Origin of the sequence: Amycolatopsis sp. NPDC051102 (assembly GCF_040682815.1) — a bacterium.
Lineage (GTDB): Bacteria > Actinomycetota > Actinomycetes > Mycobacteriales > Pseudonocardiaceae > Amycolatopsis.
The window spans coordinates 180,883-194,865 of the sequence record NZ_JBFBBT010000004.1 but is presented as its reverse complement, the minus strand read 5'-3'; the positions used below and the strand labels follow the sequence as shown (position 1 = coordinate 194,865).

Here is a 13,983-nt window from a genome sequence, read left to right as displayed (position 1 = left end):
TCTTGCGGGAAAAACTCAGGCGGTCTCGGTGATCGGCCGGTCCACCCACGACATCAGGTCGCGCAGCTTCTTGCCGGTCGCCTCGATCGGGTGCTGGTTGCCCTGCTCCTCGAGCTTGGTGAAGTTCGGCCGGCCGGCCTCGTCCTCGGCGACCCATTCGCGGGCGAACGTGCCGTCCTGGATCTCGCCGAGGATCTTCTTCATCTCTTCCTTGACCGCCGGCGAGATGACGCGCGGGCCGCGGGTCAGGTCGCCGTACTCGGCGGTGTCGGAGATCGAGTAGCGCTGGCGCGCGATGCCGCCCTCGTACATGAGGTCGACGATCAGCTTCAGCTCGTGCAGCACCTCGAAGTAGGCGATCTCCGGGGCGTAGCCGGCCTCGGTGAGCACCTCGAAGCCGGTCTGCACCAGCGCGGACGCGCCACCGCAGAGCACGGCCTGCTCGCCGAAGAGGTCGGTCTCGGTCTCCTCGGTGAACGTCGTCTTGATGACACCGGCGCGGGCGCCGCCGATAGCGGCCGCGTAGGAGAGCGCGAGCGCCTGGGCGTTGCCGGTGGCGTCCTGCTCGACGGCGATGAGCGCCGGGACGCCCTTGCCGTCGACGAACTGGCGGCGGACCAGGTGGCCCGGGCCCTTCGGGGCGACCATCGCGACGTCGACGTTCGACGGCGGCTTGATCAGGTCGTAGCGGATGTTGAAGCCGTGCCCGAAGAAGAGGGCGTCGCCGTCCTTGAGGTTCGGCGCGATGTCCTGCTCGTAGATGAAGCGCTGCTTCGTGTCCGGCGCCAGGATCATGATCAGGTCGGCCTCGGCCGACGCCTCGGCCGGGGTGAGCACGCGCAGGCCCTGCTCCTCGGCCTTCGCCCGCGACTTGGACCCCTCGGGCAGGCCGATGCGGACGTCGACGCCGGAGTCGCGCAGGCTCAGCGAGTGGGCGTGGCCCTGGCTGCCGTAGCCGATGACAGCGACCTTGCGCCCCTGGATGATCGAGAGGTCGGCGTCGTCGTCGTAGAAGATTTCCACTGCCATGGGGGTTACTGCTTCCTTTCCTGACTTACGAAATCCGGAACAGCGGCGCGAAGCGCCTCCGTTGAGGGTGGTGGCGGGGGCATGGATGGACTAGCGCGGTGAGGTTGCGGTGATCGAGCGGGCGCCGCGTCCCACCGCGACCATGCCGGACTGGACCAGCTCGCGGATGCCATAGGGCTCCAGCATCCGCAGCAGGGCGCCGATCTTGTCCGACGTCCCGGTCGCCTCGACGGTGAGCGCCTCCGGGGACACGTCCACCACCTTCGCACGGAAGAGCTGGACGGTTTCGAGGACCTGGCTGCGCACGGTGTTGTCGGCGCGCACCTTCACCAGCAGCAGTTCACGCTGCACGGCGGTCGACTGCTCCAGCTCGACGATCTTGATCACGTTGACCAGCTTGTTGAGCTGCTTGGTCACCTGTTCGAGCGGTAGCTCTTCCACGGCGACCACGATCGTCATGCGGGACACCTCGGGGTTTTCCGTGGGCCCGACGGCGAGGGACTCGATGTTGAACCCGCGGCGGGAGAACAGCCCGGACACGCGCGCGAGCACACCGGGCTTGTTCTCGACCAGGACACTCAGCGTGTGGACGCTCATCTCAGCGCTCACCCTCTCCGGCGGCTTCCGCGGCGGCCTCGGTCGTCTCGACCGAGACCTCGTCGTCGTCGAACAGCGGCCGGATGCCCCGGACCGCCATGATCTCGTCGTTGCCGGTGCCGGCCGCGACCATCGGCCACACCTGGGCATCCTTCCCCACGACGAAGTCGATCACGACGGGGCGGTCGTTGATTTCCATCGCGCGGCGGATGGTGGCGTCGACGTCTTCCTTCGTCTCGCAGCGCAGGCCCGCGCAGCCCAGCGCCTCGGCCAGCAGCACGAAGTCCGGGATGCGGTGCTTGTGCGTGCCGAGGTCGGTGTTGGAGTACCGCTCCGAGTAGAAGAGGTTCTGCCACTGCCGGACCATGCCCAGGTTGCCGTTGTTGATCACGGCGACCTTGATCGGCGCGCCCTCGATCGCGCAGGTGGCCAGTTCCTGGTTGGTCATCTGGAAGCAGCCGTCGCCGTCGATCGCCCACACCTGCTTGTCCGGGACGCCGAACTGCGCGCCCATCGCGGCGGGCACCGCGTAGCCCATGGTGCCGAGGCCGCCGGAGTTGATCCAGGTGCGCGGGTTCTCGTACTTGACGAACTGCGCGGCCCACATCTGGTGCTGGCCGACGCCCGCGGCGTAGACGGCGTCCGGGCCGACGAGCTGCCCGATCCGCTCGATGACGTACTGCGGCGACAGCGAACCGTCGTCGGGCCACTCGTAGCCGGCCGGGTAGTTCTTGCGCCAGTCGTCGGCCTGGGTCCACCAGTCGGCCAGATCCGGCTTGCCGCTGTGGTCGAACTCCGTCTTCACGGCGGTGATCAGCTCGCCGATGATCTCCTTGCAGTCGCCCACGATCGGGACGTCGGCCTTGCGGTTCTTGGAGATCTCGGCCGGGTCGATGTCGGCGTGCACGATCGCGGCGTCCGGCGCGAACGAGGACAGCTGGCCGGTGACCCGGTCGTCGAACCGGGCGCCGAGCGCGATCAGCAGGTCGGCGCGCTGCATCGCGGCGACCGCGGCGACCGTGCCGTGCATGCCCGGCATGCCCAGGTGCTGCGGGTGCGAGTCGGGGAACGCGCCGCGCGCCATCAGCGTGGTGACGACGGGGATGTTCGTCAGCTCGGCGAGCTGCTTCAGCTGCTCGTGCGCCTCGGCCTTGATCACGCCACCGCCGACGTAGAGCACCGGGCGGCGCGACTTCGCGATCAGCTTCGCGGCTTCGCGGACCTGCTTGCCGTGCGGGCGCAGCGTCGGGCGGTAACCCGGGAGGCGCAGCTCGGTCGGCCAGGAGAACGAGGTCATCTCCTGCAGCACGTCCTTCGGGATGTCCACCAGCACCGGGCCGGGTCGGCCCGTCGACGCCAGGTGGAACGCCTCGGCGATGGTCCGCGGGATGTCCGCCGGGTCCGTGACAAGGAAGTTGTGCTTGGTGATCGGCATGGTGATGCCGCAGATGTCGGCTTCCTGGAAGGCGTCCGTGCCGATCAGCGCGCGCGACTGCTGGCCGGTGATGGCCACGACGGGGACCGAGTCCATGTTCGCGTCGGCGAGCGGGGTGACCAGGTTGGTCGCGCCCGGGCCCGAGGTGGCCATGCAGACGCCGACCTTGCCGGTGGCCTGGGCGTAGCCGGTGGCCGCGTGGCCGGCGCCCTGTTCGTGGCGGACCAGGACGTGGCGGACCTTCGTCGAGTCCAGCAGCGGGTCGTAGGCGGGCAGGATGGTGCCGCCCGGAATCCCGAAGACCACCTCGGCGCCGACGGCCTCGAGCGAGCGCACGAGGGACTGGGCGCCGGTGACGCGCACCGGCGTTCCCGCCGGTGGCGCCGGCTTCGGACGTGCTCCGGGCGTTCCGGGCGTCGGCCCGGGTTTCGCGTCGCTGCGCGACGTGGCACTGGTCATCGGATCTGCCTCGTGGGTCTCGGTGTCACTCGTTCGGGTCGGTTTTGTGCGGTGGGGCCAGGAATCTCTTCCCTTGGGCAACAAAAAACCCTCGCCGACCGTAAGGTCGCACGAGGGTTCGCGCGTCGACGCAGCGGAAAGTCTTCCCTAAGCGTCGACGCGCTTGGGAAGTACGAGGCCGGTCAGCGGTGTCACGGCGATGACGCTAGACCGAACGCCATGCGGGTGTCAACTCTGCGGGATGGAGAGTCCGCATGGTGGACACCTGCGCGGCGCACGTCACGCGCGCGCCACCCGGGTTCGAGCCGGTCGCGCGCGCGGTGCACCATTTCCGCGTGGCCGAAAAACAGCAGGACGAAGGCCGGAAGGCCGTCTTCCGCGTCCCCCGCACGTCCTTCATGGCGATCGCTCTCCTGACGATCTGCGTGACGCCGATCGCGCTCGGGGAGATCCCGTACCTGCAGTGGCTGTACATCTTCCCCATCGCGCTGGCGGTGTTCGTGGTCCGCCACCGCACCGTCGCGACGCGCTCGGGGCTGGCGGTGCGCACGGTGTTCGGCCACCGCGACATCCCGTGGCCGGCGTTGAAGGGCCTCGCGATCACCAAGAAGTCGCGCGTGCAGGCGGTGCTGCAGGACGACACGAAGGTGCCGCTGCCGACCGTGCGGACCCGGCACCTGCCGGTGCTGTCGCTGGTCAGCGAAGGTCTGATCGCGGACCCGAGCGGCGTGCTCGGCGCCGAGGACATCAAGCCCGGGACGTCGGAGACCCCGGCCGCCGAGTAGGTCCGGCCCCCACCCTCAGCGGACGAGCTGCGCCCGGCAGCGTAAATTGGTCCTACCAGTTTCGCCGGCCACCCTTTGACCTGGGAGTTTCCGTGCCGCCTCTCCGTTCCCGGACCACCACCCACGGCCGCAACGCGGCGGGCGCACGCTCGCTCTGGCGCGCCACGGGCATGACCGACAGCGACTTCGGCAAGCCGATCGTCGCGATCGCCAACTCCTACACGCAGTTCGTGCCCGGCCACGTGCACCTCAAGGACCTCGGCGAGATCGTCGCGGACGCGGTCAAGGAAGCGGGCGGCGTCGCGCGCGAGTTCCACACGATCGCCGTCGACGACGGCATCGCGATGGGCCACTCCGGCATGCTCTATTCGCTGCCGTCGCGCGAAATCATCGCCGACTCGGTGGAGTACATGGTCAACGCGCACCAGGCCGACGCGCTCGTGTGCATCTCCAACTGCGACAAGATCACCCCGGGCATGCTCAACGCGGCGATGCGCCTGAACATCCCGGTCGTGTTCGTCTCGGGTGGCCCGATGGAGGCCGGCAAGGCCGTGGTGGTGGGCGGCGTCGCGCAGGCCCCGACCGACCTGATCACCGCGATCGCGGCGTCGGCGAGCACCGAGGTCGACGACGAGGGTCTCGACGTCGTCGAGCGTTCGGCCTGCCCGACCTGCGGCTCCTGCTCCGGCATGTTCACCGCGAACTCGATGAACTGCCTCACCGAGGCCCTCGGGTTGTCGCTTCCCGGCAACGGCTCGACGCTGGCGACGCACGCGGCGCGTCGCGCGCTGTTCGAGGAGGCCGGCCGCACGGTCGTCGAGCTGTGCCGCCGCTGGTACGAGGAGGACGACGCTTCGGTCCTGCCGCGTTCGATCGCGTCGAAGGCGGCGTTCGAGAACGCGATGGCCCTGGACATGGCGATGGGCGGCTCGACGAACACGGTGCTGCACATCCTCGCCGCGGCGCAGGAGGGCGAGGTCGACTTCACCATCGCCGACATCGACGCGATCGGCCGCCGCGTGCCGTGCCTGTCGAAGGTGGCGCCGAACTCCGACTACCACATGGAAGACGTCCACCGGGCCGGCGGAATCCCGGCGATCCTGGGCGAGCTCTACCGCGGCGGCCTGCTCAACACCGACGTGTGGTCGGTGCACTCGCGGGACATCGAGTCGTGGCTCGGCGCCTGGGACATCCGGGCTGCTTCGCCGTCCCCTGCCGCGGTCGAGCTCTTCCACGCGGCGCCGGGCGGGGTCCGCACGACGCAGGCGTTCTCGACGTCGAACCGCTGGTCGTCGCTGGACACGGACGCGGCGGAAGGCTGCATCCGCGACGTCGAGCACGCGTACACGAAGGACGGCGGCCTGGCGATCCTGCGCGGCAACCTCGCGGAGAACGGCGCGGTGATCAAGGCCGCGGGCATCGACGAGGACCTGTGGCACTTCGAGGGCCCGGCCCGGGTGCTGGAGAGCCAGGAGGAGGCGGTGTCGGCGATCCTGAAGAAGGAGATCCAGCCGGGCGAAGTCCTGGTGATCCGCTACGAGGGCCCGGCGGGCGGCCCGGGCATGCAGGAGATGCTGCACCCGACGGCGTTCCTCAAGGGCTCGGGCCTCGGCAAGAAGTGCGCCCTGATCACGGACGGCCGGTTCTCGGGCGGTTCGTCGGGCATTTCGGTGGGCCACATCTCCCCGGAGGCGGCCGCGGGCGGCCTGATCGGCCTGGTCGAGAACGGCGACCGGATCCTCCTGGACATCCACGAGCGACGCCTGGAGCTCCTGGTCGACGAGTCAGTGCTGGCGGAGCGCCGCGCGAAGATGGAGGCAGCCGAGCGGCCGTGGCAGCCGAAGGACCGCCAGCGCCCGGTGACGGCGGCCCTGCGCGCCTACGCCCGGATGGCGACGTCGGCGGACACCGGCGCGGTCCGCGACGTGAACAAGTAGTCCTGACCTGAACCGAGAGCCGCCCCGCTGACCCGGGGCGGCTTTTTCGTGCCGAAAACTCCCCGCCGCTCTTGGGGGACCCCCGGTTTCAACGTTACTCGCGGCCACCGACAATTCCGGGCCCGCGAGCCGCAGTTGTCCACAGGGCCGCCCCGAGCCCCGAGTTGTCCCCAGCCGGCGACCGCTACCGCGTCAGAACGATGACCACGACCGTCGCGGCCGTCGCCAGCAGCAGTGACACCAGTCCCAGCGGCAACGGCCGCTTCCGCCAAGGCGTGTTCCGCTCCAGCGAAATCGGCCCGGACCCGGTGAACAGCAGGCTCAACGCCGCCGCCCCGAGCAGCAGCTCCAGCTCGAAACCCTGGCCCTGCCCCTCGAAGAACCCGCCGTGGAACTTCGCGTACACCGCGTTGGCCGCCACCCCGAGCAGCCCGGCCGCCGCCAGCGGCGTGAACAGCCCGACGATCACCAGCAGGCCGCCGCCGACCTCGGTGATGCCGGTGATCCACGACAGCAGCGTCGTCTGCTTGTGGTAGCCGAACATCTCCAGCATCCGCGCGAACCCGCCGATGCCCGGGCCGCCGAACAGGCCGAACAGGTGCTGCAGACCGTGCGCGCCCATGGTCAGGCCGAGCGCCAGCCGCAGGATCAGCAGGCCGAGCCCGAGGCCGCCCTGGCGCGGCGTGTCGTCCGACCGATCGTCCTCGACACCCGACAGGAGGCTGGTGGGCTGCTGCGAAAAGTCGTCTCCACTGCTCACCCGCGCAGGTTAGGGGAATCGCGCGGCCCTGGCGAGCTCAGTATTCCCCGTGGACGAGGTTGTCGGGCAGCTCCCCACCTGCGTATCGGGCGATCTCCGCCGCGGCGACGGCGTACGAACGACCACGCACACCGCGCACGGCCCCGCCGACGTGCGGAGTCAGCAGCAGCCCCGGCGCCGTCCACAGCGGGTGCCCGGCGGGCGGCGGCTCGGGATCGGTGACGTCCAGGGCGGCCCGCAGCCGTCCGGTGGTCAGTTCGGCGACCAGGGCGTCGGTGACCACGACGGCGCCGCGCGAGACGTTGACCAGCACTGCGCCGTCGCGCATCCGCGACAGGAAGTCCGCGTCGACCATGCCCCGCGTGCGCGAGGTCAGCGGCACCATCAGCACCACGACGTCGTGCAGCTCGAGCAGGCCGGGCAGCTCCCGCACGCCGTGCACGCCCTCCCGCGCGGTCATCCCGACCATCGTGCAGCGCGCGTCGAACGGCTCCAGCCGGCGCCGCAGGTGCTGCCCGAGGTCGCCGGCGCCGATGACGAGCACCCGCTTGCCCTGCAGCGTTTCGGTCGTCCGCCGCACCCACCGGCCCTCGCGCTGCGCCGCGGCGAAGACGTCCAGCTGCCGGTACACCGACAGCAGCACGGCGACGACCCACTCCGCGGTGCTCCCGCCGTGCGCGCCGCGGCAGGTGGAGAGGAGGACGCCGTCGGGCACCCGGCCGACCCAGTCCTCGGCGCCGGCGGACAGCAGCTGGATCAGCTTCAGGTTCGGCACGGTCCGCCACAGCTGCTCGCCCGGCGGGTGCTTGCCGGGGATGAGCACCTCGGCCTTCCCGGCCTCGGGCGGCACCGGATCGCCCCACTGGTAGCGCACGGGCAGGACCCGCGGAACCTCGGCGAGCACGGACATGCCCTCGTCGTCGGGCACCAGCACGGTCAGCGTCATGATCTCCAACGTAACCGAGGAGTACTCACCCATGGTTCACGCACCGGCCCCTAGGCTGGGGGATCATGCGCACCCGGTACCGCTCGGCCCTGCTGGCGATCGTGGCCTGCGGCGTCCTGCTGCCCGCCGGATGTGCGCGGTTCGACGACACCGCGGCGGGCCAGACGTTCAGCCCCGCCCCCGTGCCGAGCCCCGAATCGCCGCCCGAGGTCCAGGGCCCCGGCGCGGACTCGGGCAGCGACGGCAGGCAGCCGCGCCCGGGCCAGTCGGCCGCACCGGTGCCGCCGCCCCAGGGCTGCAAGGACTTCGATTCGTCGGTGATCGCGACCTGCCTGGACACCGTGGCGGCGGTGGCCGGCCTGCCGGGCGACGGCTCCACGCCGAGTGCGCTGGCTGGCGAGCGCAAGAGCGGCCGCGTCCTGCTGGCGACGAGCGGCAAGGAGGCGACGGACTTCGCGAAGCTCGACGTCCAGCCGGCCGGCGACGGCGGCCTGACCGGGCTCGCGCTCTCGCCGTCGTACGTCGAAGACCAGCTGGTCTTCGCCTACATCACGACGGCGACCGACAACCGCGTGGTCCGGTTCGCGAAGGGCCAGGCGCCGAAGCCGGTGCTCACGGGCATCCCGAAGGGCGCGACCGGCAACCGCGGCACGATCGGCACCGACAACCGGGGCGCGCTCCTGGTCGCCACCGGCGACGCGGGCAACCCGAACGCGGCGGCCGACGCGAACTCCCTCGCCGGGAAGGTGCTGCGCATCGACACGTCGGGCAAGGCCGCGGCGGGCAACCCGAACGGCGCCCTGGCGGTGGCAGCGGGCCTGCACGCGCCGGGCGGGGTGTGCGCCTCCGCCGACGGCGGCCGCGTCTGGGTCACCGACCGGCTCGCCGACAAGGACGCCCTCTACCGCCTCCAGGCCGGCCGGCCGCTGACGACGCCGGCGTGGACGTGGCCGGACAAACCGGGCGTCGCGGGCTGCGCCGACTTCGTCGACGCCAACGGCTCGCTGTCGGTCGGCACCTCCCTGGCCGGAAACCTGCAGAACCTCCCGGTGACCCCGGAGGGCGCGATCAGCGGCCAGCCGACGGTCAGCCTCGACGGCAAGACGGGCAAGCCCCCGGTGACGTACGGACGGCTGGCGGGCATGAGCATGATCAGCCCGCAGATGGCGGTGGCGGGCACGGTCAACAAGGACGGCGGAACCCCGGTCTCGAGCGACGACCGAGTGGTCCTGATCACCCCGGCCACCTCCGGCGGCGGCAACGGCAAGGACTGAGCTGCGGATGTCCCCGTAGCCGACCACGGCGTTGATCCGGGACGGCCGGCCGTGCCCCACCCCCGCCGGGCACGGCCCACCTGCTCCGGCAGCCGGTCAGCTCAGCGGCTTCAGCTCCACCCGGCGCCCCTCCGCCGACGACGTCAACCCGGCCTCCGCCAGCTGCAGCCCCCGCGCCGCCGAGAAGAAGTCGTACCGGTGTTGCCGTCCCGCGACCACGTCCCGCACGAACTCCTCCCACTGCGTCTTGAAGCCGTTGTCGAACTCGGCGTTGTCGGGCACTTCCTGCCACTGGTCGCGGAACGGCTCGGTCGCGGGCAGGTCGGGGTTCCACACGGGCTTCGGCGTCGCCGAGCGGTGCTGGCCGCGGCAGCGCCGCAGCCCGGCGACCGCGCTGCCCTCGGTGCCGTCGACCTGGAACTCGACCAGTTCGTCGCGGAAGACCCGCGTCGACCACGACGAGTTGATCTGTGCGATGGCCCCCGACTCCAGCTCGAAGATGCCGTACGCGGCGTCGTCCGCCGTCGCCGCGTACGCCTCGCCTTGCTCGTCCCAGCGGCGCGGGATGTGCGTCACGGCCTTGGCCGTCACCGCCGAAACGCGGCCGAAGAGGTTCTCCAGCACGTAGTTCCAGTGGCAGAACATGTCGAGCACGATGCCGCCGCCGTCCTCGGCGCGGTAGTTCCAGCTCGGGCGCTGCGCCTCCTGCCAGTCGCCCTCGAAGACCCAGTAGCCGAACTCGCCGCGCACCGACAGGATCCGGCCGAAGAACCCGCCGTCGATCAGCCGCCGCAGTTTCAGCAGCCCGGGCAGGAACAGCTTGTCGTGGACGACGCCGTGACAAATCCCGGCGTCGCGGGCGAGCGCGGCGAGCTCCAGCGCCGCCGGCAGCGACTCGGCCAGCGGCTTCTCGGCGTAGACGTGCTTGCCCGCGGCGATCGCCGCCCGCACCGACGGCTCCCGCGCCGACGTCAGCTGCGCGTCGAAGTAGATGTCGGCGTCCTGCAACGCGGAGCCGGCGTCCGTGGTCCACGCCGTGAGGCCGTGGCGGTCGGCGAGGTCCTTGAGTTTCGCGGCGCTGCGCCCGGCGAGGATCGGCTCGAGCTGCACGCGGCTGCCGTCCGGCAGGGCGACGCCGCCCTGGTCGCGGATCGCCAGGACCGACCGGAGCAGGTGCTGCCGGTACCCCATCCGGCCCGTCACCCCGTTGAGCAGCACTCCGATGCTGGACTGGTTCATCACTGCAGGCCTTCCTGGTCGAGCGGGATGTCGTATTCGGCGCGGCGTCCGCACATGCCGTAGCCGTCCGGGTTCGACGGCGTCGCGACCCGCACGCCGGACCGGTCGAGGTGGCTCCCGTCGCCGTCGGCGAGGGCCGTGAGGTGCGCGCCGGTCAGCTCGGCGGCCTTCAGCGCCCCGGCGCGCCAGCGCGGTACCCACTCTGCGACCTTCGGCGCGACGAGCGCGACGGCCGCCCGGTGAAAAGTTCGCAGCGGCTCGGGGTCGCCGTCCCGCAGGGCGTCCCGCAGCGGCAGGTACCCGCGAACGGCCAGGTCACGACGGCGCCGTGCGGCGTCGTCGGTTTTCGGCGGCGCCGCCGCTTCGGCATAGGCCACCGCGTCGGCGAGCACGTCGGGCGGGAACGTGAACACGGCGTCTCCCGCCTCCGGCAGCCCGCTGTTCTGCATCAGCACCGTGACGCGCAGGCCGTCGTCCTGCACCATCCGGTGCACGGTGCCGGGCGCGAACCACGCGATGACCCCGGCTTCCAGCGGCGTCTCCACGTAGCCGCCGACGCTCAGCGTCTGGACGGCCCCTCGTCCCCCGGTGACGACGTAGGCCTCGGTGCAGGCGAGGTGCAGGTGCGGACTGCCGCCGCAGACGCCGTCCTCGGCCGCCCAGTCGTAGGCGCGCAGGTGCGAGACGCCGATGCCGCCCGGTAGCGGGAATTCGTTCATGACCATCCGTGACCGTCCAGGTAGCGGGTGACCCGGTCGCGGTCCCAGGCGCCGTCGGCGACGACGATCCGGTAGCGGTAGGTGAAGCTTTCGTCCGGCGGCAGGGCGAATTCCTCGAAGAACGCCCACGAGAAAGCGACCATGGGCGTCTCCTGGGAACGGACGAACCAGTGCGACTCGTGGATGGCCTTGTCGTTTTCGGGCGCGTGGGCGAAGAGGAGCGTCGAGTGCGCGTCGACGTCGTCGTGCTCGCCGACGAACGCGAGCCACGGCGCCTGCGCACCCATCATCTCGTCGCCCTCGAGGTCGCCGGGCCCGAGAACACGGCCGCCGCCGAAGTCCCGCGGCCCCCGCCAGTGCAGGCCGGTGTACCCGGCCCGTTCGCGACCGGCGGTGGTCGGGCTGCCGAACACGAGCGGCGTGTCACGGATGTTGGTCAGCTCGATCCCCCAGTCGAGCGCCCACGTCCCTTCCGCAGGCTCGACCGAGTGGACGACGATGTCGCGCCGCTCCCGCGCCCACTCGTCACCGCCGTTGGCGACCCAGGTGAGGGCCTCGGTGAAGCTCAGCCGGTCGGGTTCGACGGTGAAGGCGGTGAACCCGTCGTGCCGCATGGAGCCGATGCGGTCGGGCAGCTGCTGGTACCACTGGCCGGGGACGTAGGTGTGGCCGCCCCAGAAGTTCTGGCCGGACAGGTGGCTGGACGTCATCTGCAGGCCCTTGTGCCACCGGTGGTCGGCGGGCCGGTACCCGCTGACGTGCCGGCCGCCGAGGGTCCGCAGCGGATGGACGTAGGGCTTGCGCGACTCGAAGGCGACCGGGTCGGGCTTGTACACATAGGACATCAGCTGGACGCCGCCCGCCTCCACGGCGACGTGCTCGCCGTGCCGGTGGGTGACCGTGATCGCGGCGCTCACGCGGCGGTCCCGGCCATCGAGCGGTAGAAGGCGTCGCCGGGCCCGATCTCCCCGCGCCGGACGCCGGCCCCGGTGGCCGCGGACTTGTAGAGCGCCGCGACGAACTCCAGCACCTGCCGCCCGTCATCCCCGCTGCACGGCGGCCGCCGCCCGGCCCGGTACGCGGCGAGGATCGGCGTGAAGGCGGCAGCGTGCGAGCTGTCGACGTCGGCGGCCGGAGTGTGCCAGCGTTCGACGATCTCGCCCCCGACGTGCGGCGCCGGCGTGTAGCACCAGTCCTTGACGCCATATCCGTAGAGATGAGTCAGCTCGGCGGTGGCGCGCTCGCAGTCAATGCGGATCCGGCTGACTTCGTCCGGCGAGAGGACGCTGTTGACGACGGTGGCAAGCGCCCCCGACTCGAACCGGACAAGCGCGGTGGAGACGTCTTCGGTCTCGACGTCGTGCACGAGCCGCGCGGTCATCGCGCGGACCTCGGCCCAGTCACCGAGCAGGTGGAGCAGCAGATCCATCTGGTGGATGCCGTGCCCCATGGCCGGGCCGCCGCCCTCGGTCTCCCAGCGTCCACGCCACGGCACGGCGTAGTAAGCGGCGTCGCGGAACCACGTGGTCTGGCAGTGGGCGACGAGCGGACGGCCCAGCTCCCCGTCCGCGAGCAGGGCCCGGAAGTGCGCGGCGGCCGAGCCGGACCGCTGCTGGTAGACGAAGGCCGCGTACGGCCCCCCGTCCCGCTCGGCGGCGGTCATTTCGTCGTATTCGGCGAGAGACCGGCACGGCGGCTTCTCGCACCAAACCCAGGCGCCGCTCTCGAGGGCTTTCGTCGTCTGCTCGACGTGCAGGCTCGGCGGGGTGCAGATCGAGACGAGGTCGGGCTCCTGCTCGGCGAGCAGGGTGCCGAGGTCATGGTAGGGCCGGGCGTGTCCGATCCCGGCACAGAACGCGGCCACCCGGCCCTCGTCGATGTCGACGGCGGCCACGATGTCGACGTCATCGCGATGGGCCTGGTAGGCGGCCCGGTGGCTGTCCGCGATGGCCCCGGTCCCGACGACGGCGACCCGTAAGCGCTTTCCCTGGGCCAACAGGGGTCTCCTTCCTCGGCTCCGGCGCCCGGACGGCGCCGGTCCGCGCCGTCCATATGCCCGCGGCCGAGCGACCTCCTCGTGCGGGGCGGCACCTCTCCGACCGTTGCAGAAAGCGCTTTCTCACGCAACGGCCGCCGCCGATGTCAACGTTGTCAACGCCACCGATCAACCGGACGGACGACTCCGACACCAGGTCGGAAATTCACCCAACGTTAGGAACCTTGCCGAAACCACCGAGGGGCCCTCACCCGTCCCCCGATGGAGGATCAGCGGCTCTTGCTGCGCACCTTCCGCGGCTGCCGGCTTTCGGCGCGCATCGCCCGCACGTCCAGGAAAGCGACCACGACGGACACCAGCCCCGCGAACAGCCCGAGGAACCGGCCGAGGCCAGCCCCGATGGTGATCCCGGCGGCGTCGAAGATGCCGCGCTGGTCGGCGTCGAACTCCCAGTCGAGGGTGACCCAGCCGATGACCATCATCAGCAGCGATGCGGCGGCGACCACCAGCCACAGGTGCGGCAAGCCGCTGACCCGCAGGTTCCGGATTCGCCCGAAGACGACCACGACGAGACCGGCCAGCAGCAGCGGCAGCGGCGGGCACCAGGCGAAGAAGCTCGCGTGCCAGGCGTCGCGGACGACGTCACCGTGCGGCAGCTGCGCGAGGATGCTCTCGATGTCCGGCTTACCGGCACTGAGGGTCGTCCACGGCAGGAACGTCGAACCCAGCGCGAGCAGCCCGGCCGCCAGGCCGAGCCACTCGCGCCAGGTGACGCTTTTGACGGAGAACGGCTGTGTCATGAAACCG

Annotated in this window: 13 protein-coding genes; 3 read left to right on the top strand and 10 right to left on the bottom strand. The window is 71.1% G+C overall.

Going from position 1 to position 13,983, the window contains the following annotated elements:
- Positions 1–15: 15 nt before the first annotated feature.
- From ilvC to AB0M93_RS15315, 3 genes are all read right to left on the bottom strand, one after another.
- The gene (gene ilvC, locus AB0M93_RS15325) at positions 16–1,029 is read right to left on the bottom strand and encodes a ketol-acid reductoisomerase (RefSeq protein ID WP_003080750.1); all 1,014 of its coding nucleotides are present in this window, start codon (positions 1,027–1,029) and stop codon (positions 16–18) included.
- A 90-nt stretch (positions 1,030–1,119) separates the two neighbouring features.
- The gene (gene ilvN / locus AB0M93_RS15320; RefSeq protein WP_003080760.1) at positions 1,120–1,626 is read right to left on the bottom strand and encodes an acetolactate synthase small subunit; all 507 of its coding nucleotides are present in this window, start codon (positions 1,624–1,626) and stop codon (positions 1,120–1,122) included.
- A 1-nt stretch (position 1,627) separates the two neighbouring features.
- Positions 1,628–3,520: an acetolactate synthase large subunit gene (locus AB0M93_RS15315; protein WP_364273389.1), complete on the bottom strand. Its 1,893-nt coding sequence runs from the start codon at positions 3,518–3,520 to the stop codon at positions 1,628–1,630.
- 254 nt (positions 3,521–3,774) lie between these two features.
- Between AB0M93_RS15315 and AB0M93_RS15310 the strand changes: the two genes are divergently transcribed.
- Together AB0M93_RS15310 and ilvD are read left to right on the top strand one after the other, a co-directional pair.
- Entirely contained in the window at positions 3,775–4,305 is a 531-nt protein-coding gene (locus tag AB0M93_RS15310; protein WP_364273386.1) for a PH domain-containing protein, read from the top strand.
- Between the two features lie 92 nt (positions 4,306–4,397).
- Entirely contained in the window at positions 4,398–6,242 is a 1,845-nt protein-coding gene (ilvD, locus tag AB0M93_RS15305; protein ID WP_364273383.1) for a dihydroxy-acid dehydratase, read from the top strand.
- 184 nt (positions 6,243–6,426) lie between these two features.
- Here the strand turns inward: ilvD and AB0M93_RS15300 are convergent, their stop codons facing one another.
- Positions 6,427–7,002, bottom strand: a complete 576-nt coding sequence (locus AB0M93_RS15300; protein ID WP_364273381.1) for a DoxX family protein — start codon at positions 7,000–7,002, stop codon at positions 6,427–6,429.
- A gap of 37 nt (positions 7,003–7,039) precedes the next feature.
- Complete coding sequence (locus tag AB0M93_RS15295) at positions 7,040–7,948, bottom strand: 2-hydroxyacid dehydrogenase (RefSeq protein WP_364273378.1); 909 nt, start codon at positions 7,946–7,948, stop codon at positions 7,040–7,042.
- Positions 7,949–8,013: 65 nt separating this feature from the next.
- Here AB0M93_RS15295 and AB0M93_RS15290 point away from each other — a divergent pair, with 65 nt between their 5' ends.
- Positions 8,014–9,222: a PQQ-dependent sugar dehydrogenase gene (locus AB0M93_RS15290; protein ID WP_364273375.1), complete on the top strand. Its 1,209-nt coding sequence runs from the start codon at positions 8,014–8,016 to the stop codon at positions 9,220–9,222.
- A 96-nt stretch (positions 9,223–9,318) separates the two neighbouring features.
- Here AB0M93_RS15290 and AB0M93_RS15285 read toward each other — a convergent pair whose 3' ends face one another.
- The 5 genes from AB0M93_RS15285 to AB0M93_RS15265 form a co-directional block, all read right to left on the bottom strand.
- Positions 9,319–10,461 (bottom strand): Gfo/Idh/MocA family oxidoreductase, encoded by a 1,143-nt coding sequence (locus AB0M93_RS15285; RefSeq protein ID WP_364273372.1) that lies wholly within the window; start codon positions 10,459–10,461, stop codon positions 9,319–9,321.
- Entirely contained in the window at positions 10,461–11,180 is a 720-nt protein-coding gene (locus AB0M93_RS15280) for a cupin domain-containing protein (protein WP_364273369.1), read from the bottom strand. Before AB0M93_RS15280 ends, AB0M93_RS15285 begins: the two co-directional genes overlap by 1 nt.
- Positions 11,177–12,097 (bottom strand): PmoA family protein, encoded by a 921-nt coding sequence (locus AB0M93_RS15275; RefSeq protein WP_364273366.1) that lies wholly within the window; start codon positions 12,095–12,097, stop codon positions 11,177–11,179. Before AB0M93_RS15275 ends, AB0M93_RS15280 begins: the two co-directional genes overlap by 4 nt.
- A complete protein-coding gene (locus AB0M93_RS15270) occupies positions 12,094–13,176 on the bottom strand; it encodes a Gfo/Idh/MocA family oxidoreductase (RefSeq protein WP_364273363.1) in 1,083 nt (360 codons plus the stop codon). The genes AB0M93_RS15275 and AB0M93_RS15270 overlap by 4 nt, the downstream gene beginning before the upstream one ends.
- A gap of 269 nt (positions 13,177–13,445) precedes the next feature.
- Positions 13,446–13,976 carry a hypothetical protein gene (locus AB0M93_RS15265; protein ID WP_364273360.1) on the bottom strand — a complete coding sequence of 177 codons (531 nt, stop codon included), beginning with the start codon at positions 13,974–13,976 and terminating at the stop codon, positions 13,446–13,448.
- Positions 13,977–13,983: the final 7 nt, after the last annotated feature.

Bases quoted from the DNA above. Each gene is read 5' to 3' on its own strand.
- ilvC (WP_003080750.1), bottom strand. From the start codon at position 1,029: ATGGCAGTGGAAATCTTCTACGACGACGACGCCGACCTCTCGATCATC.
- ilvN (WP_003080760.1), bottom strand. From the start codon at position 1,626: ATGAGCGTCCACACGCTGAGTGTCCTGGTCGAGAACAAGCCCGGTGTG.
- AB0M93_RS15315 (WP_364273389.1), bottom strand. From the start codon at position 3,520: ATGACCAGTGCCACGTCGCGCAGCGACGCGAAACCCGGGCCGACGCCC.
- AB0M93_RS15310 (WP_364273386.1), top strand. From the start codon at position 3,775: ATGGTGGACACCTGCGCGGCGCACGTCACGCGCGCGCCACCCGGGTTC.
- AB0M93_RS15295 (WP_364273378.1), bottom strand. From the start codon at position 7,948: ATGACGCTGACCGTGCTGGTGCCCGACGACGAGGGCATGTCCGTGCTC.
- AB0M93_RS15290 (WP_364273375.1), top strand. From the start codon at position 8,014: ATGCGCACCCGGTACCGCTCGGCCCTGCTGGCGATCGTGGCCTGCGGC.
- AB0M93_RS15285 (WP_364273372.1), bottom strand. From the start codon at position 10,461: ATGAACCAGTCCAGCATCGGAGTGCTGCTCAACGGGGTGACGGGCCGG.
- AB0M93_RS15280 (WP_364273369.1), bottom strand. From the start codon at position 11,180: ATGAACGAATTCCCGCTACCGGGCGGCATCGGCGTCTCGCACCTGCGC.
- AB0M93_RS15265 (WP_364273360.1), bottom strand. From the start codon at position 13,976: ATGACACAGCCGTTCTCCGTCAAAAGCGTCACCTGGCGCGAGTGGCTC.